Annotated in this window: 18 protein-coding genes and 1 riboswitch; of the genes, 7 read left to right on the top strand and 11 right to left on the bottom strand. The window is 63.0% G+C overall.

Going from position 1 to position 20,225, the window contains the following annotated elements; translation table 11 throughout:
- Positions 1-7: 7 nt before the first annotated feature.
- From GA829_RS07240 to GA829_RS07255, 4 genes are all read right to left on the bottom strand, one after another.
- The gene (locus tag GA829_RS07240) at positions 8-307 is read right to left on the bottom strand and encodes a CcdB family protein (RefSeq protein WP_195177858.1); all 300 of its coding nucleotides are present in this window, start codon (positions 305-307) and stop codon (positions 8-10) included.
- The gene (locus tag GA829_RS07245) at positions 307-549 is read right to left on the bottom strand and encodes a type II toxin-antitoxin system CcdA family antitoxin (protein WP_195177859.1); all 243 of its coding nucleotides are present in this window, start codon (positions 547-549) and stop codon (positions 307-309) included. The genes GA829_RS07240 and GA829_RS07245 overlap by 1 nt, the downstream gene beginning before the upstream one ends.
- Before the next feature lie 91 nt (positions 550-640).
- Positions 641-2,461 carry an ABC-F family ATP-binding cassette domain-containing protein gene (locus GA829_RS07250; protein WP_195177860.1) on the bottom strand — a complete coding sequence of 607 codons (1,821 nt, stop codon included), beginning with the start codon at positions 2,459-2,461 and terminating at the stop codon, positions 641-643.
- A 1-nt stretch (position 2,462) separates the two neighbouring features.
- Positions 2,463-3,107 carry a thiamine diphosphokinase gene (locus GA829_RS07255; protein WP_195177861.1) on the bottom strand — a complete coding sequence of 215 codons (645 nt, stop codon included), beginning with the start codon at positions 3,105-3,107 and terminating at the stop codon, positions 2,463-2,465.
- 102 nt (positions 3,108-3,209) lie between these two features.
- Positions 3,210-3,324, top strand: a riboswitch (TPP riboswitch).
- A 42-nt stretch (positions 3,325-3,366) separates the two neighbouring features.
- On the opposite strand from GA829_RS07255, the gene thiB reads away from it, so the two are divergent.
- The 4 genes from thiB to GA829_RS07275 all read left to right on the top strand — a co-directional run bounded on the left by thiB (position 3,367) and on the right by GA829_RS07275 (position 8,514).
- A complete protein-coding gene (thiB, locus tag GA829_RS07260; RefSeq protein ID WP_195177862.1) occupies positions 3,367-4,374 on the top strand; it encodes a thiamine ABC transporter substrate binding subunit in 1,008 nt (335 codons plus the stop codon).
- Between the two features lie 8 nt (positions 4,375-4,382).
- Positions 4,383-6,002 (top strand): thiamine/thiamine pyrophosphate ABC transporter permease, encoded by a 1,620-nt coding sequence (gene thiP / locus GA829_RS07265; protein ID WP_195179553.1) that lies wholly within the window; start codon positions 4,383-4,385, stop codon positions 6,000-6,002.
- On the top strand, positions 6,002-6,787 hold the full coding sequence (gene thiQ, locus GA829_RS07270) for a thiamine ABC transporter ATP-binding protein (protein WP_195179554.1): 786 nt from the start codon (positions 6,002-6,004) through the stop codon (positions 6,785-6,787). Before thiP ends, thiQ begins: the two co-directional genes overlap by 1 nt.
- 257 nt (positions 6,788-7,044) lie before the next feature.
- Entirely contained in the window at positions 7,045-8,514 is a 1,470-nt protein-coding gene (locus GA829_RS07275) for a M48 family metalloprotease (RefSeq protein ID WP_195179555.1), read from the top strand.
- Between the two features lie 16 nt (positions 8,515-8,530).
- Here GA829_RS07275 and GA829_RS07280 read toward each other — a convergent pair whose 3' ends face one another.
- Complete coding sequence (locus GA829_RS07280; protein ID WP_195179556.1) at positions 8,531-9,388, bottom strand: RNA polymerase factor sigma-32; 858 nt, start codon at positions 9,386-9,388, stop codon at positions 8,531-8,533.
- A gap of 342 nt (positions 9,389-9,730) precedes the next feature.
- Between GA829_RS07280 and GA829_RS07285 the strand changes: the two genes are divergently transcribed.
- The 3 genes from GA829_RS07285 to GA829_RS07295 all read left to right on the top strand — a co-directional run bounded on the left by GA829_RS07285 (position 9,731) and on the right by GA829_RS07295 (position 12,085).
- Entirely contained in the window at positions 9,731-10,504 is a 774-nt protein-coding gene (locus GA829_RS07285) for an amino acid ABC transporter substrate-binding protein (protein ID WP_195177863.1), read from the top strand.
- Positions 10,505-10,634: 130 nt separating this feature from the next.
- A complete protein-coding gene (locus tag GA829_RS07290) occupies positions 10,635-11,315 on the top strand; it encodes an amino acid ABC transporter permease (RefSeq protein WP_195177864.1) in 681 nt (226 codons plus the stop codon).
- Positions 11,312-12,085: an amino acid ABC transporter ATP-binding protein gene (locus tag GA829_RS07295; RefSeq protein ID WP_195177865.1), complete on the top strand. Its 774-nt coding sequence runs from the start codon at positions 11,312-11,314 to the stop codon at positions 12,083-12,085. The genes GA829_RS07290 and GA829_RS07295 overlap by 4 nt, the downstream gene beginning before the upstream one ends.
- A gap of 88 nt (positions 12,086-12,173) precedes the next feature.
- On the opposite strand, the gene GA829_RS07300 is transcribed toward GA829_RS07295, so the two are convergent.
- The 6 genes from GA829_RS07300 to GA829_RS07325 all read right to left on the bottom strand — a co-directional run bounded on the left by GA829_RS07300 (position 12,174) and on the right by GA829_RS07325 (position 20,156).
- Positions 12,174-12,755 carry a CarD family transcriptional regulator gene (locus GA829_RS07300; protein WP_195177866.1) on the bottom strand — a complete coding sequence of 194 codons (582 nt, stop codon included), beginning with the start codon at positions 12,753-12,755 and terminating at the stop codon, positions 12,174-12,176.
- A 367-nt stretch (positions 12,756-13,122) separates the two neighbouring features.
- Entirely contained in the window at positions 13,123-13,461 is a 339-nt protein-coding gene (gene fdxA, locus GA829_RS07305) for a ferredoxin FdxA (RefSeq protein ID WP_195177867.1), read from the bottom strand.
- A 149-nt stretch (positions 13,462-13,610) separates the two neighbouring features.
- On the bottom strand, positions 13,611-13,997 hold the full coding sequence (locus tag GA829_RS07310; RefSeq protein ID WP_195179557.1) for an RNA-binding S4 domain-containing protein: 387 nt from the start codon (positions 13,995-13,997) through the stop codon (positions 13,611-13,613).
- A gap of 26 nt (positions 13,998-14,023) precedes the next feature.
- Positions 14,024-17,455, bottom strand: coding sequence for a helicase-related protein (locus GA829_RS07315; RefSeq protein WP_195177868.1), 3,432 nt, complete (start codon positions 17,453-17,455; stop codon positions 14,024-14,026).
- A 707-nt stretch (positions 17,456-18,162) separates the two neighbouring features.
- A complete protein-coding gene (gene phbB, locus GA829_RS07320) occupies positions 18,163-18,888 on the bottom strand; it encodes an acetoacetyl-CoA reductase (protein ID WP_195177869.1) in 726 nt (241 codons plus the stop codon).
- A gap of 89 nt (positions 18,889-18,977) precedes the next feature.
- Positions 18,978-20,156 (bottom strand): acetyl-CoA C-acetyltransferase, encoded by a 1,179-nt coding sequence (locus tag GA829_RS07325; RefSeq protein WP_195177870.1) that lies wholly within the window; start codon positions 20,154-20,156, stop codon positions 18,978-18,980.
- Positions 20,157-20,225: the final 69 nt, after the last annotated feature.

The raw sequence follows: 20,225 nt of genomic DNA on the forward strand, positions 1-20,225 counted from the left end.
GCTTCCGTCAGAAGCCTTGGAACAGCATGTCGAGCGCAGCGACGATATCGTCGTGATGCCTGGTCAGGCTCAGTCTGCTTTCACCCAGTTCGCTGGCTGGAATCGTGGCGATCAGATGGGTCGCCATGACCATTTTTCGCCCATTGAGCTCGAAGACGGGATGAAGCTTTCGCATCGGCGGCGGCACCGTTGCGATCGGCATAAGCGGGACCACCACCCGTGTTTTGAAATTGTCTAGCAGGTCAGACTGAACGTCGAGCAGATAGCTGCCTTCCACCCAACCGGCGAAGACATCATAGCGTGCCATCAGAACTGACGATGTTCTTGCAGCGGGATGCCGTGCTTTTCGACATAATCGTTCCACGCATCCATCGTGGCGCGGTTCTCAAGCTTCCATAGCCGCGTCTTTTCAGCAGCCACCGCTTCGGCAATGCCGGCTTCGGCGGCGCGCGAGACATTTACGTCAAGCCCTTTGGCTTCCTTCATGAGGTTTGAATCGATCGACAGATTTGCTGGCTGGCGGATAGCATTCAAGGCAATCTTGCGCATAATGATCTCCACGACATGCGCATAATGTATGCGCATCACCACGCCGTGGCAATAGTTTAAGCGATATCCGACCACTATGGTCTAGAGGAGCCTACCCCTCCATCTCTTCGCGCAGCATCTCCAGTTCCAGCCATTCCTCCTCGAGCGTCGCCAAGGTGGCACGCTCCTTGTCTAGAGCTGCGATGGTCTTCTGGAACGAGGCCGGATCGCGCTCGTAATAGGCCGGATCAGCGATGTTGTTCTCCAGCCGCGAGATCGACGTCATCACCGCTTCGATCTTCTTGGGCAGCGATTCCAGCGCGAATTTCTGTTTGAACGACAGCTTTTTGGCTGGACCCTTCTGTGCCGCCGTCTCGCTTTTGACGGGTGCCGTCGCCTCGCCATTCTCAGCCTTCGCCCGGGCCTTGCGGTCATCAAGCTTTGTGCCGCCACGCTGCGCCAGCATGTCCGAGTAACCGCCGGCATATTCGATCCAGCGGCCGGCGCCGTCAGGCGCGATCAGGCTGGTGACGGTGCGGTCGAGGAAGTCGCGATCGTGGCTGACGAGGATGACGGTGCCGGCAAAGCCGGCGACCAGTTCCTGCAGCAGTTCCAGCGTCTCCATGTCGAGATCGTTTGTCGGCTCGTCGAGCACCAGAAGATTTGCCGGTCGCGCCAGCACACGGGCAAGCAGCAGCCGGGCCCGTTCACCGCCAGAGAGTTCGCGCACCGGTGTCCGCGCCTGTTCCGGCTTGAACAGGAAGTCCTTCATGTAGGAGACGACATGGCGCTGCTCGCCATTGATGACGAGGTTTTCGCCACGCCCGTCGGTGAGGTATTGCGCCAAGGTTTCGGCGGGGTCGACGGCTTCGCGCTTCTGGTCGAGCGTGGCGATCTCCAGATTGGTGCCGAGCCGGACCGAGCCGACATCCGGCTTCATCTCGCCGGTCAGCATCTTCAGCAGCGTCGTCTTGCCGGCGCCGTTCGGTCCGACAAGGCCAATGCGGTCGCCGCGCTGGATACGGGTGGAGAATTCCTTGACCACGGTCAGGTCGCCAAAGCTCTTGGCGATGTTCTTGGCCTCGATCACCAGCTTGCCGGATTCGGCCGCGTCGCTGGCCACCATGGTCGCCGCGCCCTCGGCGCCGCGATGGCCGCGATGGCGCTGGCGCATGGTCTGCAATTCGCCGAGACGCCGCATGTTGCGCTTGCGCCGCGCGGTCACGCCATAGCGTAGCCAATGCTCCTCGCGCACGATCTGGCGGCCAAGCTTGTGCTGTTCGCGCTCTTCTTCCTCGAGCACCAGATCGCGCCATTCCTCGAAATGGCCAAAGCCCTTGTCCAGCCGGCGGGTCTGGCCGCGATCGAGCCAGATGGTGGCGCGCGATACACGTTCGAGAAAACGGCGGTCGTGCGAGATGACGATCAACGCGGAAGAGGTGCGGCTGAGTTCTTCTTCGAGCCATTCGATCACCTGGAGGTCGAGATGGTTCGTCGGCTCATCAAGCAGCAGGATGTCGGGTTCCGGCGCCATGACGCGGGCAAGGGCGGCGCGCCGCGCCTCGCCACCCGAGAGATCATTGGGGCGCTCTTCGCCGGACAGACCGAGATGTTCCATCAGGTAGCTCGCCCGATAAGGATCGTCGGCAGGTCCAAGTCCGGCCTCGACATAGGCGCGGACAGAGGCAAAGCCCTCCATGTCGGGCATCTGCGGCAGATAGCGAATGGTGGCCGAAGGCTGGCGGAACACTTCGCCATCCTGCGGCTCGATCAGCCCGGCTGCGATCTTCAGCAGCGTCGACTTGCCGGAGCCGTTACGGCCGACTAGGGCGATCTTGTCGCCGGCCGAAGCGGTCAAGGCAGCGCCATCCAGCAGAGGCGTGCCGCCAAAGGTCAGTTTTATCCCGTCGAGATTGAGAAGAGGCGGGGCCATGTCAACTTTCAGGCAAGGGGTAAGGGTGGGCAAGCAGCAGCGCGCGGCCATGGCCAAGCGCGATCTGGAGGCTGCCCTTGACTTCGTTGGAGATGGTCAGCGACGAACCGAACGCGACCTCGACATGGTTCAGCGGCCATTTGGCGCCGATGACGGTCAGGCCGGAGAGTTCGGAAAAACCAAGGATCGAAAACAGCGTGCCGTCGGCAAAGTCGAAGCCGGCTTTCCCGGGCAGCAAGGGGATGCCCTCCTGCGCACCACTGGTCAGCAGCACTTTTGTTCCGGCCTCGGCCAACTTCAGGCCGAGTGCCAGATGCAGGAAGGCGTGATCGGCACGCTTGCCGCCAAAGGCGCCGACGAGAATAAGGCTGGTGGCGCCATGCTCCAGCGCGGCCGATATGGCGAGTTCGCCATCGGTCTTGTCCTTCTCGGCAGGGAAAGTCCGCCGGGGCACCGAAGCGAGATCATCCGGCAAGTTGGCCGGCACCGAGTCGAAGTCACCGACCCAGAGTTCCGGCATCAGGCCCAGCGTGCGCGCATGGCCAATGCCGGCGTCGGCCGCGATCACGCGTGTGCCCTCGACCTGACGGTCGAGCCGGGGCGTGCGGATGAGATCGCCGCCAAGCAGGATGGTGAAAGTGCTCATATGCGTGGCCCTTATCAGCCCCGCAAAGGAAACGGAAGGCCGTGACCTGTAGCCCCGGCAAACTTCCACTTGCACGGTACAGCCGCCGGGCCTATGTGTCGAAACGCTCTAACGGGGTGCCGGACGCGATCTTCGCGGACCGGCTGAGAGGCAGTCTCGCCAACCCGCTGAACCTGATCCGGCTTGTACCGGCGGAGGGATTAGACGTTTCGGTAAGCCGACGCCTCAATTCCTTTCAATTTGAACGAAGGAGGCGCCGATGCGCACGTTTTTCTACCCCGTTGTCCCGGCAATCGTCATTGTGGCTCTTGGTGTTGCCAGTCCGGCCTTCGCCAAGGACAAGCTCACCGTCTACACCTATGAAAGCTTCACCGCCGATTGGGGCCCGGGCCCCGTGGTGAAGAAGGAATTCGAAGCCGAATGCGGCTGCGATGTCGAATTCGTCTCGGTCGCCGACGGCGTGGCGCTGCTCAACCGCGTCAAGCTGGAAGGGGCCTCGACCAAGGCCGACATCGTGCTTGGCCTCGACACCAACCTGACCGCCGAGGCCAAGGCCACAGGCCTGTTCGCGCCGCATGGCGCGGTGGCCGACGTCAATGTGCCGGGCGGCTGGAGCGACGATACATTCGTGCCCTACGACTACGGCTATTTCGCTGTCGTCTATGACACCGAAAGGCTGAAGACGCCGCCGAAGAGCCTGAAGGAATTGGTCGAGGGCAGCGCCGGCGACAAGATCGTCATCCAGGATCCGCGCACCTCGACGCCGGGCCTTGGCCTGCTCTTGTGGGTGAAGTCGGTCTATGGTGACAAGGCGCCGGAGGCCTGGGCCAAGCTCAAGTCGAAGGTGCTTACCGTCACGCCGGGCTGGAGCGAGGCCTACGGCCTGTTCACCAAGGGCGAGGCTCCGATGGTGCTGTCCTACACGACGTCACCGGCCTACCACATGGTTGCCGAGAACACCGAGCGCTACCAGGCAGCTTCCTTTGAGGAAGGCGAGTATCTGCAGATCGAGGTTGCCGGCATCACCACGTCAGGCGCCAAGAACCCGCTGGCCGAGAAGTTCATGGCCTTCATGACCGGGCCGAAATTCCAGGACGCCATTCCGGAAACCAACTGGATGTACCCGGCCGGCAAGACCGGCAAGCCGCTCAATCCGGCCTTCGACAAGCTGGTGAAGCCGACCAAGACCTTGCTGTTCAGCCCGGAAGAAGTTGCCGCCAATCGCAAGGCGTGGGTTGATGAATGGCTGGCCGTGATGAGCAAATAAGCAACGCGATGGCGCCGGCGCTTCCGACCGATTCCCGTGTCAACGCCGGCGTTCTCGCGCTCGCGGCAATCGCGCTGCTGATCGGCGGCGCGTTTGCCGGGCTGCTTTTCGAAGGCGTTCAAGACCTTTCGGGCGCCCGGGCAGCCTTCGATCCCTTTCTTCTGCGCGTCGTTCGCTTCACCTTGTGGCAGGCAGCCCTCTCGACGCTGCTTTCGGTGGCGCCGGCTCTGTTCGTGGCGCGTGCGCTGTCGCGGCATCCACGCTTCTTCGGCCGCGGCTTCATCCTGCAACTCTTCGCCGTGCCGCTGGCGTTGCCGGCCATCGTTGCGGCCCTCGGCATTCTGGCGCTCTATGGCCATGCCGGTTATTTCGCCGGCCTGTTCAATGCATTCGGGGAGCAGGGCTGGCCTGATATCTATGGCCTGTCCGGGATTCTCATCGCCCATGTCTTCTTCAACCTGCCGCTCAGCGTGCGGCTGTTTCTAGAGTCCCTGCAGACCATACAGGCCGACCAGTGGCGGCTGGCGAGCCAGCTCGGCATGGGTGCCCGGCCGGCGTTCCGGCTGATCGAATGGCCGACATTGCGTGCGGCGCTACCCGGCGTTGCCGGACTTGTCTTCATGCTCTGCATCACGTCGTTCACGATTGTCCTCATCCTGGGTGGCGGGCCGCGCGCGACGACACTCGAAGTCGGTATCTATCAGTCGCTGCGGTTCGATTTCGATCCGGCGCGCGCGGTGACGCTGACGCTGCTGCAGATCGCTCTAACCTTCGCCGTCATGCTGGGTTTGGCACGGCTTGGCGCCAACACCATAGGCGACGCCAACCTGCCGGTGGCACCACGCGGCTATCTCTCGGCGAGTGTGGCCGAGACCGCACTGAACACAGTGCTTATAATCCTGGCGCTGCTGTTCGTCGTCGGACCGATGGCGGCCACGGTGATGGCCGGGCTTGGCGCTGACCTGGGCCGGCTGGCGGGAGAGGCCGCCGTACGGCAAGCAACGCTGACCAGCGCCGGGCTGGCCTTCCTGTCGGCATTGCTCTCGGTGATGCTTTCGCTGGCATTGACCATGGCGCGCCGGGCGCTGGCGTTGAGCCGCCGTACTGGCCGGAAAGCCTTGCTTGAACATGCGACCGATACCGGCGCCGGCTTTGTCCTCGTCGTGCCACCGATCGTCATTGGCGCCGGCTGGTTCCTGCTGCTGCGCCATGTCGGCGATGTCTTTGCCATCGCGCCGATCATGGTCGTCACCGTCAACGCCGTGATGGCGATGCCCTTCGCACTGCGCGCCGTGCGCCCCGCCTATGATGCAGCGAGCGAGCGCCACGAAAGGCTTTGCGCACAGCTCGGCATTTCGGGCTGGACCAGGCTGAGGCTGGTCGACTGGCCGTCGCTGCGGCGGCCGCTCGCCACTGGCTTCGCTTTCGCCATGGCGCTGTCGCTCGGCGATCTTGGCGTCATCGCGCTGTTCGGCAGCGATTCCGTCCAGACATTGCCCTATCTCTTGCTGGCGCGCATGGGTAGCTACCGTACCGCGGACGCCGCCGGCCTGGCGCTGCTGCTCGGTGTCGTTTGCCTGGCGCTGATCCTCGCCGCCGACTGGCTGGGACGAGGGAAAAGAGCATGATGCCTCCCAGAAAAGACCGGACCGGAACGGCCAAGGGTGTGGCTGTGCGCCTGGACAAGGCGTCGTTCAGCTATGGCGAAGCGCCGCTTGTTTTCGATGCCGAGTTCGCGACGTCGAGAATCACCGCCATCATGGGACCGAGCGGTTCGGGAAAATCGACGTTGCTCAATCTGGTGGCCGGGTTTGAGACGCCTCAGTCGGGCCGCGTCCTGATCGACGGCGCCGATGTTGGCACTGAGCCGCCCTCGGCGCGCCCGGTGTCGATGGTGTTCCAGGAAAACAACCTGTTTGCCCATCTGTCGGTTCAGCAGAATGTCGGTCTCGGCCGCTCACCATCCCTGCGGCTGACGGAAGCCGATCAAACGGCGATCGCCGATGCGCTCGAACGCACCGGCCTTGCCGGCAAGGAAAAGCGCCTGCCGCGTGAACTCTCCGGCGGTGAGCGGCAGCGCGTTGCACTGGCGCGCGTCCTGGTGCGTGACCGGCCGGTGCTGCTGCTCGACGAACCCTTTGCCTCGCTTGGGCCGGCGCTACGCGCCGATATGCTCGACCTTGTCGCCGCCGTTCATGCCGAACGCAGGATGACCGTGCTGTTCGTCACGCATCAGCCCGAAGATGCCCGCCGCATCGGCGAGCATGTGGTTTTCCTGGACAATGGCGTTGTCGCGGCAACTGGCGAGGCGGACAATTTCTTCGCCGGGACTGGTCCGGACGCATTCCGACGCTATATCGGCGCAAGTGCCACCGATGCCGTATCACGAGATATTGCCCGGAAGCGGACATAATTTACGGTCAAACCGGCTCAAGGCGATGTGACGCTTGCTTGCCATGGTCGGTGTAGTGTGGCTAGGTCCGCCCTACCGGGCCGGCACGGCCCGTGATTTGCCTGCATCATCCGCTGTTCGTCCCAAGGGGCGCGCGACGGGTGCTGTAGCAGTTTGATTTTGTGTGTGACGATTCCGAAGATCGCCCCCGGTTTTCGAGGTCACACGCCAAGACCCGAAAGGAAGCCGTTCTGCCGACCGGCGCTGACAAATTTCGACTGAATCCGCTGGCGCGCTTCCTGGCGCTGGCCGGCTTGACCGTGGCGCTGGCAAGCTGCCAGATGTTCACGCCTCCGGCGGTTCAGGAATCCGGCTTCCAGCCGTCCGATAGGCCGATCACCGTTGATAACGTCGCCGCCAACAGCAAGCTCGCGGAGATGGCGAAGGCGCAGCATCCGCGCATTCTGGCCACCTATGGCGGTGAATATTCCGATCCCAAGCTTGAGCGCATGGTGGCCAAGGTTGTCGGCAACCTGACGGTTGTGTCGGCCAACCCGACCCAGACCTATCGCATCACCATTCTCAACTCGCCCAACGTCAATGCCTTCGCCTTGCCGGGCGGCTACCTCTACATCACGCGCGGCTTGCTGGCGCTCGCCAATGATTCGGCCGAGCTTGCCGCTGTCATCGCGCATGAGATGGGCCATGTTACCGCCAATCACGGCCTCCAGCGCCAGCAATTGGAAGCCGAGGAAGGACTGGCGACCAAGGTCGTCTCGGACGTGCTGGGCGACAGCCCGACCGCCAAGGCGGCGCTGATCCGTGGCAAGCTCAGGCTTGCCCAGTTCTCACGCAACCAGGAACTGGAGGCCGATGCCATCGGCATCAAGTCGATCGGCGAAGCCGGTTACGATCCGTTTGCCGCCGGCCGCTTCCTGCAGTCGATGTCGGCCTATACCGATTTCCGTTCGATCAGCGGCGCCACCGACGCCAGCCTCGACTTCCTGGCCACCCATCCGAACACGCCGCAGCGTATCGATCTGGCGCAGCGCCATGCCCGCCAGTTCGGCGCGCCGGGCGTGGGCACGCGTGATCGCGATTCCTTCCTCGCCGGCATAGACGGCCTGCTTTACGGCGACACGCCGGAAGAGGGCTATGTGCGTGGCGAAACCTTCCTGCATCCTGGGCTTGGTGTGTCCTTCTCGGTGCCAGAGGGTTTCATCATCGACAATTCGGCGGCGGCTGTGACCGCGACGGGTCCCGGCGACATGGCGATCCGCTTCGACGGCGTTTCGATCGACAAGAACCGGGCGCTGACCGACTATGTCAGGAGCGGCTGGGTCGCCGGTCTCGACGACAGCACGGTGAAGCAGGAGACCATCAACGGCAACGAGGCGGCGACCGCGCATGCCGGCGCCGAAGGCTGGCAATTCGATATCGCGGTGATCCGCGCCGGCGGCCAGGTCTACCGGTTGCTGACCGCCGCACCCTCCGCCAGCACTTCGCTGGATACCGTGGCGCGTTCGGTCAGCGGTTCGTTCCGTATTCTGAGCGCGGCAGAGAAGGCGGCATTGAAGCCGCTGCATATCCGTGTGGTTACCGTGCAGCCGGGGCAGACGATGGGGTCACTTTCGGCTCAGATGGTTGGTGTCGACCGCAAGCTCGATCTTTTCCGTGTGCTCAACGCGCTGTCGCCGGGCGCTGCTGTGTCGGCCGGCGACAAGGTCAAGATCATCACCGACAAGTAGGCTCCGATTCCAAGGCTCAGGCAGCCATGAATTCCGGGTTCTGCCTGACCAGCGCCACCTTGAGCTTTTCCATGGCGCGCGCCTCAATCTGCCGCACCCGTTCCTTGGATATGCCGAGCGTCTCGCCGAGCGCTTCGAGCGTGGCACCCTCGTCACTGAGGCGGCGTTCCTCGATGATCCGGAGTTCGCGGGTGTTGAGCGCGCGAAGCGCCTGCCTCAGCCAGAGCGAACGGCGCTCGACATCGATCGTGTCGCTGGCGACTTCGTCCGGCAAGGGATCATCCGAGATCAGAAAATCCATCCGCTCGGCTGAGCCGGACTCGTCGGCCAGCGGAGCATTGAGTGAGGAATCAGGCGCCGAGAGGCGCGAATCCATCATCGCCACATCGGCTTCGGAAACTCCAAGCGCCACCGAAACCTCGCGGTAGAGCGTGGCGTTCGACAGCGGTTCAGTGCCGTTAGCCAGCCGGGCGCGCAGGCGGCGCAGGTTGAAGAACAGCGCCTTCTGCGCCGAGCTGGTTCCGCCGCGCACGATCGACCAGTTACGCAGGATGTAATCCTGCATCGAGGCACGAATCCACCACGTCGCATAGGTCGAAAACCGCACCTCGCGCTCCGGCTCGAACCGGGCGGCCGCTTCCAGCAAACCGACATGACCTTCCTGCACCAGGTCGCCGAGGGGCAGGCCGTAGTGGCGGAATTTGGAGGCCATGGAAATGACCAGCCGCATATGTGCGACGGTGATGCTGTGCAGAGCCTGCTGGTCGTTGTCCTCTTTCCAGCGCAATGCGAGCCGATGCTCCTCGTCACGCTCGAGATAGGGGGCTCTCATTGCCGCGCGGACCATGGTCCGACCTGCCGTGTCCTGCATCATGCCGCGCTCCCTGTTCCGAACGATGCGGGTGGGCCTTGCAACGTTCTTTTCCTGGCTTGGCATCGTGGTGGTTGAAAAGGTGACGCCGGGCCCTACAACAGCCATGAACGTGCCACGTGCGGGAATGGTTCCGCCGCCGCCGCGCTTCATCACGCGCGGTCCGCGAGGCTTTGGAGGCGGTTTGCGGCAGCGCAAATGCCGTCGAGAAAACCTGTTGTGAGAATCTGATTTCAGATTTGTATTGTTTTTGAAATTCTGTTCCTTATTTTCCCATCGAATATCTGTCAGTTTCCAGCATTCACAAAAAGCCTGGGATCAGGCCAAGGACGGGATCACAGAAAAATGAAATGGCTCAAGTCGCTCATCGTCGTCGGAACGCTGCAGGCTCTGGCTGTCACCGCCGGCCATGCCGGCGCCAATCTTGATCAGATCAAGCAGGCGGGTACCATCAAGGTCGGCACGGAAGGCACCTATGCGCCCTTCACCTATCATGACGCTTCCGGCGCTTTGGCTGGCTTCGACGTCGAAATCGCCAAGGCGATCGGCGATAAGCTCGGCGTCAAGGTAGAGTTCCTCGAAGGCAAGTGGGATGGGCTGATCGCCGGTCTCGACGCCAACCGCTATGACGCCGTCATCAATGAGGTCGGCATCACCGACGCGCGCAAGGCCAAGTATGATTTCTCGGATCCTTATATCGCCTCGAAGGCGGTGTTGATCGTGCGCGGCGACAACGCCGACATCAAGACGTTCGCCGATCTCAAGGGCAAGAAGTCGGCACAGTCGCTGACCTCGAATTTTGGCAAGCTGGCGGAAAGCAACGGCGCCGCGCTCGTCGGCACGGACGGTTTCGACCAGTCGATCCAGCTGCTGCTGACCGGCCGCGCCGATGCGACCATCAACGATAGCCTCTCCTTCCTCGACTTCAAGAAGCACAAGCCCGATGCCGATGTGAAGATCGCCGCGCAGGAAGACAACGCCGACTATTCCGGCGTCATCGTGCGCAAGGGCGATCCGGAACTGGTCGCCGCGATCAACAAGGCACTGGCCGACATCAAGGCCGACGGCACCTACAAGAAGATCGCCGACACCTATTTCGGCCAAGACGTTTCGAAGTAGTTTCATAGGCTGGGCCGGTTGCCGGCCCACGCGACATGCCGAGCGGCGAGCTGTCTTTGACGGCTTGCCGCTTTTGGCGTGATATGGGCCATAGCCGCGTGTGGAACGGCGATAGCAGGAGAGGTCTTTCGTGCCGCACTGGCTGCAACTGATGCTGGAGTCGCTGCCCTCGCTGTTGTGGGCGGCGCTGATCTTTACCGTGCCGCTGACGCTGCTGTCCTTCGTCCTCGGGCTGACCGTCGGGCTGAGCGCGGCACTGCTGCGATTGTTCGGTTCAAAGCCACTGGTCATGGTGGTGCGCTTCTATGTCTGGATCTTTCGCGGCACGCCGCTTCTGGTGCAGCTATTCCTGATTTTCTACGGCCTGCCATCGGCCGGCATATTGCTCGACGCATTCACCGCAGCGCTGATCGGCTTCACCTTGAATATCGGCGCCTACACGTCGGAAATCATTCGGGCGGCCATAGGCTCGGTGCCGAAGGGCCAATGGGAAGCGGCCTATTCAATCGGCATGACCTGGAGCCAAGCGATGCGGCGCACCATCCTGCCGCAGGCTGGTCGGGTCGCCGTGCCGCCGCTTTCCAACACCTTCATCTCGCTGGTCAAGGACACGTCGCTCGCCGCCGCCATCACCGTGCCGGAGATGTTCCAGGCGGCGCAACGCATCGTCGCCACCACCTATGAGCCGCTGATCCTCTATGTCGAAGCGGCGATCCTTTATCTGGCGCTGAGTTCGGTGCTGTCGGCCTTGCAGACGCGGCTGGAGACGCGGCTCAACCGCTATGGCGGCTTCCTGGAGGCGCGCTCATGATCGGGCTCAGCAACATCGAAAAGCGGTTCGGCGACAATGTTGTCCTGAAGGGCGTGACGGTGACGATCGCGGAAGGCAGTGTTACCGCCCTTGTTGGCCCGTCCGGGGGTGGCAAGAGCACGCTTTTGCGCTGCATCAACCTCTTGGAGATCCCAACGTCCGGGACGGTGCGGATCGGCGACGAGACGCTCGAGTTCCGCCCGGGCGGCAAGGTGGCGAGCCGGGACGTCCAGCGTCTGCGCCTACAGACCGGCATGGTGTTCCAGAACTTCCAGTTGTTCCCGCATCGCACTGCCATCGAGAATGTCATGGAAGGGCTGGTCACGGTGCTGAAATGGCCGGCGGAGAAGGCGCGCGAGCGGGCGATGGCGTTGCTGGAGAAGGTCGGCATGGCGCACAAGGCGGATGCCTGGCCGGCGACCCTGTCTGGCGGCCAGCAACAGCGCGTGGCGATCGCCCGGGCGCTTGCGCCGTCGCCAAAGGTGCTGCTGTGCGACGAGCCGACCTCGGCGCTCGATCCGGAACTGGCGCAGGAAGTGGTCGATGTGCTAGGCAAGCTCGCCAGCGAAGGCACGACCATGGTGATGGCGACGCATGATCTGCGGCTGGCCTCCAAGATCGCGCAGGAGGTGGTGTTTCTCGACGCCGGTGTCGTTGTCGAGAAGGGACCGGCGGCCGTGCTGTTCGGCAATCCGGAGCAGCAGCGGACCAAGCGCTTCATCGCGACACTGAAGCAAGAGGCGGGCGAGGAAGCCGGTGGTCAGGGGTAGATAAGATCTCCTCGTAGGCTTGCGCCGCCCCTCAAGACAAAAAAACCCGGCGCGAGGCCGGGTTTTCTGAAAATCAAATGCGAGAAATTCAGGCAGCTTCTTCCTGCTCGGCTTCCTCATTGTCGGCCTTGGCGCCGCGCTTCGGACCCTTGTTGAGGTTGATCTCGATCAGGCGAACAGCTTCGGTTTCCGACATGCGGTTGACGGCCGCGATCTCGCGGGCCATGCGGTCGAGTGCCGCTTCGTAAAGCTGACGCTCGGAATAGGACTGCTCCGGCTGGTTGTCGGCGCGGTAGAGGTCGCGGACAACTTCCGAGATCGAGATCAGGTCGCCGGAATTGATCTTCGCATCATATTCCTGGGCGCGGCGCGACCACATGGTGCGCTTGACGCGGGCGCGGCCCTGCACGACCTTCAGCGCGCGCTCGACATAATCCTCTTCCGACAGCTTGCGCATGCCGATGGAGGTCGCCTTAGCGACCGGCACCTTCAGGCGCATCTTGTCCTTCTGGAAATCGATGACGAAGAGTTCCAGCTTGTGCCCGGCAACTTCCTGCTCGTCGATCGAGATGATCTGGCCGACGCCATGCGCCGGATACACGATGTACTCGCCGGTCTTGAAACCATGACGCGCTGCGGGGGACTTCTTCTGCGGGGTGATTGTTGCCATTACGCCCTGAACTCCTTGTTGTAGCGCCGGCGTCCTGCCGGCCCGAACTCGCGCGATCGGGGACGCCGATCGTTAGCCGCACAACAGATGATCCCACCGGAAAAGCCGGGACCGGCAAACCGCGTATTGCGACCGCCAGGCCCAGATTGCTCTGGTCCGAATGGGATTTTCACCTTTCAGTGATTTGGGGCGTCTGCGCCATAAATCGACGTTGTGTCACCGGCATGTTTCGTTGATGTAACACAAAAAGTCGGAAGAATCAAGGTTTTGCCGCACACGCGAAGGCCACACGTGATCGCCGCCTGTCAAGGCGGTTAATGTGTCATGCCTCTTACGCAGCGTTATGCCGAGGCAATTGACCGTTCTGTCAGTCGCCGTCGCCAGGCTCCGCCGAGAAGTATTTCTCGAATTTGCCAGCCTCGCCATCGAAGGATTTGGCGTCAGCCGGCGGCTCTTTCTTGGCGGTGATGTTGGGCCATTTCTCGGCGTATTCGGTGTTGACCTGCAGCCATTTGTCGAGACCCGGCTCCGTGTCGGGCTTGATCGCGTCGGCCGGGCATTCCGGCTCGCAGACGCCACAGTCGATGCATTCGTCGGGATGAATGACGAGCATGTTCTCGCCTTCGTAGAAACAGTCGACCGGACAGACCTCGATGCAGTCCATGTATTTGCATTTAATACAATTGTCGGTCACGACATAGGTCATCGGTCGGCTCCGGGACGTCCCATTTTTGTTGGGCTTTTTCCGTGAGGTAACGCCTTTGCCCGCCGCTTGCAAGGGCAGCCGTTCCCCGCGGCATCGGCGTTTGCGGAATGGAATTCCAGACCGCTGGCAGAGCAGGGGCCTGGCATGGCTCAATCCTCGCCAAGCAATCGGTCGGTCTGGCGGCGTTCTCTCTTGGTCGGGCGGCCACTTCCGGCTTCGCGCAGCCCCGCAATCGCATCGGGAGGAGCTTCGCCCTTCGGCGCCGGTGGTGGCGACATGTCCTCATAGAGGGTGCGCGCCTCCTCGGCCGGGCCGCGCCGTGCGCCTGGATTCAGCACCTTCCAGATGAAAATCCGCCGTTCAAGCGTGATGGTCAGCACATCACCTGGCTTGACCATATCGGACGCCTGCGCTGCTTTGTCGCGATTGATGCGGACGCGTCCGGAGACAACAAGTTTCGCCGCCAGCGAGCGTGATTTAACAGCGCGCGAGAAGAACAACCATTTGTCGATGCGCTGGCGGTCCCTCGAGACGATTGGGGCAACCATCGAACCCGGCTGGCCTACTTCTTCAACTGGTCGCGCAAGGCGGCGAGCTTGGCGAAGGGCGAGTCCGGATCGAAACGTACCGGGCGCTCCTCGCGCGGCTTTGGCTGGAAGGCAGGCTTTCCGCCGCGATCGGGGCCACCACCCTTGCCATCCGGCCTGCCAGCCTTCCAGTCGGGCCGGCCTTCGCGGCGGTCGGGTCGGTCGCCTTGCGGCCTGCCGTCGCGCCGCTGTTCGCCTTCGGCCTGCGGCTTGGGCTTGAACTTCGAGCGGTCAAAGCGTGGCTTGCCGGCACCGTCCCGCCGCCCTTCATGGGCAGGCCGATCCGAGGGCGACGCCGGCGCTGGTGTGCCGGAAGCATCCGCCGGCGCATCGGTGCGGCCACGCGCGGCCTGGCCGTTGCGCGGACGGTTGTTGTTCCTGCGGTTGTCGTCGCGATGGCGTGGGCGCTGGTCGAAACGGCCCTGACGCCACAACAGGATGGGCTTTGGCGCTTCCACTTCAGGGACTGTCTCGCCGTCGGTGGCCTCCGCCACCAGAGCGGGCTCCAAAGCCTCTGCTGCGGGCGTGGCGTCTGACGTGGGCTCGGCCGGTGCCGTATCCTCAGCCGGTGCCACGGCTGCGATCTCGGCGGCTTCAGGCTCTGCCTGCGGTTCAAGCGGCGCGGGCTCGTCGGCTTCTGCTGCTGCCTCGGCTAATGTCGCTTCTTCCTGGATAGCTTCGGCTTGAACGTCCGCCGGTTCGTCGGCAGCAGGTTCCGGCGCAACGTCCGCGACGATCTCGGCGGGCGCTTCCACTGCCGTTTCCGCAACGACTGCGTCCGCTGCCAGCTCCGAATCTTCGGCCGGGGCCTCTGATGCGGCTTGTGCCGCTGCGTCTTCAGCTGCCTTGGCCTGCTCGGCGCGGGCTGCCTCTTCGGCGGCAAATTTCGCAGCCGCTGCTTCGCCGGCCGCGTTGTCCTGCGCCTCAAGCCGGGCCTTGACCTCCGCCGGTGGCTTCGGTTCGGCGCGATAGCCGAGACCCTTCAGGATTTCTTCCATGTCGTCGGCGGTGGCGCCGAGGATCGACATCATTGGCGGCGTCACCATGAAGGACTGGCCGTCATAGGCGCCGTCGGGGCGCTGTCCGAGACCGGGCTTCCAGTTGGTCGCGGGGCGGATCAGGTCGGCGAGGCGTTCCAGAATATCGATGCGTACGGCGCGGCGGCCGAGGTTTCGGTAGCCGGCCAGCTTGTAGAAAGCCTTGTCGAAGGCTGGGTCGATGACCACCGAGGTGCGGCCGGAGGCGAGAGCGTGAACCACGTCGCCGAAACCGGGCTTGTCCTTGCCGTCGTTCTTCAGCGCCCACAGCAGCGTCACCAGACCAGCCGGAGCCGGCTTGATCAGCGTCGGCACGAAGACGTGGTAGGCGCCAAAGCGGACTCCGAGACGGCGAAGGGCTGCACGGCCCTCCTGGTCGAGCGACTTCATTTCCTCGGCGATGTCGCGGCGATTGATCAGGCCGTAGTTCTCGACCAGCTGGAAAGCGATGCCACGGCCGATGCCGGAAATCTGGTCGGCATTCTTGAGGTCGACCAGCGGCTTCAGCAGCGACTCGACCTGGAAATTGACGAAGCGTTCCGCCCGCGCCGCGACCTTGTCGCGTGCCGGGCCGGTCAACTGCTCGTCGGCCAGCAGCACAAGGCGGGGCTTGAGGACCTCGTCGCCCGAGACCAGCGTACCGATCGGCGCGCCGATCCAGCGCAGCACGCCATCCGAGCCCAGCGCGATGTCGCCATTGGCCGAGGCGCCGAAGCGTTCGGCGCGCGCCTCGAATTCGGCGGCCAGCGCCTTTTGCGCGGCCGTGCGCACGGCCTTGGCGTCTTCGCCGCCGGCGCTCTGGTCGGCTGTAAAGCGGAACCCTTGCAGCTCGCCAACATGATGGCCTTCGACAAGGACGGTTCCGGTAGGGCTTATTTCGGCTTCAGGCATGGTATTTTCTCTAAGGCGCCGCATGAGGACGGAAGTCCTGCGGTCTACGAAGCGTTTCGTCAACCGCTCATGCAGCGCATCCGACAATCTGTCTTCAATTTCTCGCGTCTTTTCCTGCCAGTGTGCCTGATCGGCCAGCCAGCCCGGCCGGTTCGACACGAATGTCCAGGTGCGGATCTGAGCAATGCGGTGCGAAAGCGTATCAATATCGCCCTCGGTGGTGTCAGCGCGGCGCACCTGTTCGGCCATGTAATTCTCGTCGACATGACCATGTCTGGCGAGGTCCATGTAGATCGAGGCGATCAGGTCGGCATGCTGGGCGGGTGCGATCTTGCGATAGTCCGGAAGCGCGCAGGCTTCCCACAGCAGCGCCACGCGCTTGGCATTGGTGGCGAGCGCGCGGATGTCCTCGTCGCGCGACAGATATTCCAGCGCCTGTGCATCGACGGCGGGCAGTGCTCGCGTCAGGCCTTCGACCGGGGCATTGGTTTCGATCGAGCGCTTCAGCGTGTCGAGGCTGGCGAAGTCGAAATGCGCGGTGCGCCACTGCAAAACCTTCACCGGCTCGAAATCATGGCCTTCGATCTTCTTGATCAGGTCTTCGTCGAGCGGATCGACCTGGCCAGTGACGCCGAAGGTGCCGTCGCGCAGATGCCGTCCGGCGCGTCCAGCGATCTGGCCAAGCTCGGCCGCTGTCAGATTGCGATACTGATAGCCGTCGAACTTGCGGTTCTGGGCGAAGGCGACGTGATCGAGATCAAGGTTCAGGCCCATGCCGATGGCGTCGGTGGCAATGAGATAGTCGACGTCGCCCGACTGGAACAGCGCCACCTGTGCGTTGCGGGTACGCGGCGAGAGCGCGCCCAGCACGACAGCAGCACCACCTTGCTGGCGGCGGATCAGTTCGGCGATGGCGTAGACCTCATCGGCCGAGAAGGCGACGATCGCGGTGCGGCGCGGCAGGCGTGTCAGCTTCTTCGAGCCGGCATAGGCGAGATGCGACAGCCGTGGCCGCGTTACCACCGACACGCCCCTCAACAGGCGTTGGAGGATGCCCTGCATGGTGGCCGCACCAAGCAGGAGCGTCTCCTGTCTGCCGCGCAGATGCAGGATGCGGTCGGTGAAGATGTGACCGCGCTCGAGATCGCCAGCGAGCTGCACTTCGTCGATGGCGACGAAGGCGGCATCGGTCTCGCGCGGCATCGCCTCCACGGTGCAGACTGAGTATCGGGCGCCGGGCGGCTGGATCTTCTCTTCACCGGTGATCAGCGCCACCTTGTGGGCGCCGACCTTTTCGCAGACACGCGTGTAAACCTCGCGCGCCAGCAATCTGAGTGGCAGGCCGATGATGCCGCTCTCATGCGCCACCATGCGCTCGATGGCGAGATGCGTCTTGCCGGTGTTGGTCGGCCCCAACACGGCGGTGACGTCGCGGCCCGACAGGATCAGAGGCTCGGTGTGTTTGGGCTGGATGTTCATCAGCGTCGAAATAAGGCTTTCTGGCCTCTCATTGTCGGGAGCGCGCCTGCTCCGGCGCGTATGACAGGCGACACATAGGGATTTCGCACGCGAAGCGAAAGCGGAATGTTCCAGCGGTATCTCGATGGCATCGTTGTCAATCCGCGAAACGGTTGCTGATTAACGGATGGAACGAGTCTGGAACGAATCGGCGACGAATCAGTGACTCCAGCTGATTCAGGTTTTGTTCACGGCTACATGTGGATTTTATGGCTCGGACTCTCACCAGATGCTGAATCGTCGAACTGGCCCGTTTCATGCTAGAGTGGACTTGCCGTTAACCTATGCCGACGAACGGCAGGCGCCGCCTGGCTGCCATCGACCAAGATTATGAAATTGTTGATCTTTCCTAATCCGTGTTAACCGTTTGGCGGGCGATTCCGGGCTTGTTCATTAACCTTCCGGTCAAAGCCGGAACGAAATGGCGACGAATCAGCGATACGCCAATATTCCTGATTTGTTCACCCCAATATCTTGTGTTGTGAACAGGTTTTCCACCGAGAATCCACAGGTTGCCAAGCGGCTTTCGCACAGAGCGGACGGCGGCTGTTAACTTCCGCGTGCCGGATTGGGTCAGCCGCGGCTGGGGCGCCTCCGGCCGACTGCCCCGCCAACGGAAAACGGGCTGGTTTTGCCAGCCCGTTGAAGCTCCGAGATGGTTTTCGGTCTCAGACGAAATACTGACCGCCATTGGCGGTGATAGTCGAACCGGTGATGAAGCCGGCATCTTCGGAAGCGAGGAAGACGACGCAGCGCGCGATCTCTTCCGGCTCGCCAAGGCGGCCGACGGGAATCTGCGGAATGATGCGTTCGTTGAGCACCTTCTCGTCGATCGCCTTGACCATCTCGGTGGCGATATAGCCGGGGCAGATGACGTTGACGGTGATGCCCGCGCGCGCGCCCTCCTGGGCCAGCGCCTTGGAGAAGCCGATATCGCCAGCCTTGGCGGCGGAGTAGTTGACCTGGCCGGCCTGGCCCTTCTGGCCGTTGATCGAGGAAATGGTGATGACGCGGCCGAACTTGCGGTCGCGCATGCCGCCCCACAGTGGGTGCGTCATGTTGAAGACGCCGGAAAGGTTGGTGTCGATGACCTCCTTCCACTGCTCGCGCGTCAGCTTGTGGAACATGGCATCGCGGGTGATGCCGGCATTGTTGACCAGCACCGCGACCGGGCCGAGATCAGCCTCGACCTGCTTTATGCCGGCAGCGCAGGCGTCATAGTCGGCAACCGACCATTTGTAGGTCTTGATGCCGGTCTCGGCGGTGAATTTCTTCGCCGCCTCGTCATTGCCGGCATAGTTGGCGGCGACGGAATAGCCGGCATTCTTCAGCGCGATCGAGATCGCCGCGCCGATGCCGCGCGAGCCACCGGTGACGAGTGCTACCTTGGTCATGTTTCCTCCCAGGAGTGCAGATGTCTGATGTCGGGCGGCAGGGTTTGCCCTCTGTTCCCTGCTCGCTTCCGCAGTGTGGTTGGTCTTTCTTACAGCGCTTCGACGCACATGGCGACGCCCATGCCGCCGCCGATGCACAGCGTCGCAAGGCCCTTCTTGGCGCCCCGGCGGCGCATCTCGAAGACCAGCGTGTTGAAGACACGGGCGCCGGAAGCGCCGATCGGATGGCCGATGGCGATGGCACCGCCATTGACGTTGACGATCGAGGGATCCCAGCCCATGTCCTTGTTGACGGCGCAGGCCTGAGCGGCAAAGGCCTCGTTGGCCTCGACCAGGTCGAGATCGCCGACCGACCAGCCGGCCTTTTCCAATGCCTTGCGCGAGGCAGGGATGGGGCCGGTGCCCATGATTGCAGGGTCAACACCGGCGGTCGCCCAGGAGACGATGCGCGCCAAAGGCGTGATGCCGCGCCGGACTGCTTCCGCCTCGCTCATCAGAAGTGCGCCGGCGGCGCCGTCATTGATGCCGGACGCGTTGGCGGCGGTCACCGTGCCGTCCTTGTCGAAGGCCGGCTTCAGCTTGGTCATGGCATCCATGGTGGCGCCGTGACGGATGTATTCGTCCTGGTCGACAATCGTGTCGCCCTTCCGGCCCTTGATGGTGAAGGCAACGATCTCGTCCTTGAACTTTCCGGCCTTCTGCGCGGCCTCGGCCTTGTTCTGCGAGGCCAGCGCGAACTGGTCCTGGTCGTCGCGGGTGATTTGGAACTGGCGAGCGACATTCTCGGCCGTGTTGCCCATGTGATAGCCGTTGAAGGCGTCCCACAGTCCGTCCTTGATCATGGTGTCGATCATCTTGTAGTCGCCCATTTTGACGCCGGCGCGCAAATGCTGGGCGTGTGCGGAAAGCGACATCGATTCCTGTCCGCCGGCAATGATCACCTTGGCGTCGCCGGCGGCGATCTGCTGCATGCCGAGCGCGATGGCGCGAAGGCCCGAGCCGCAAACCTGGTTGAGACCCCAGGCGGTGGTCTCCTTGGGCAGGCCGGCAAGGATCGACGCCTGGCGGGCTGGGTTCTGCCCCTGCGCGGCGGTCAGCACCTGACCGAGAATGACCTCATCGACCTCGGCTGCTTCAACACCGGCCCGAGCCAGCAGTTCGCTGATGACGGCGGCGCCGAGTTCATGCGCCGGTGTAGCGGCAAAGGCGCCGTTGAAGGAGCCGACAGGCGTGCGTGCCGCGCTGGCGATGACGATGGAAGCGGACATGTTCTTCTCCAGACTTCAGGGGATCGGGTTCTTTTTGGGTGTCGTTGAGGACTTTTCTTGCCCTTTCCA

It is taken from the genome of Mesorhizobium sp. INR15 (assembly GCF_015500075.1).
GTDB lineage: Bacteria > Pseudomonadota > Alphaproteobacteria > Rhizobiales > Rhizobiaceae > Mesorhizobium.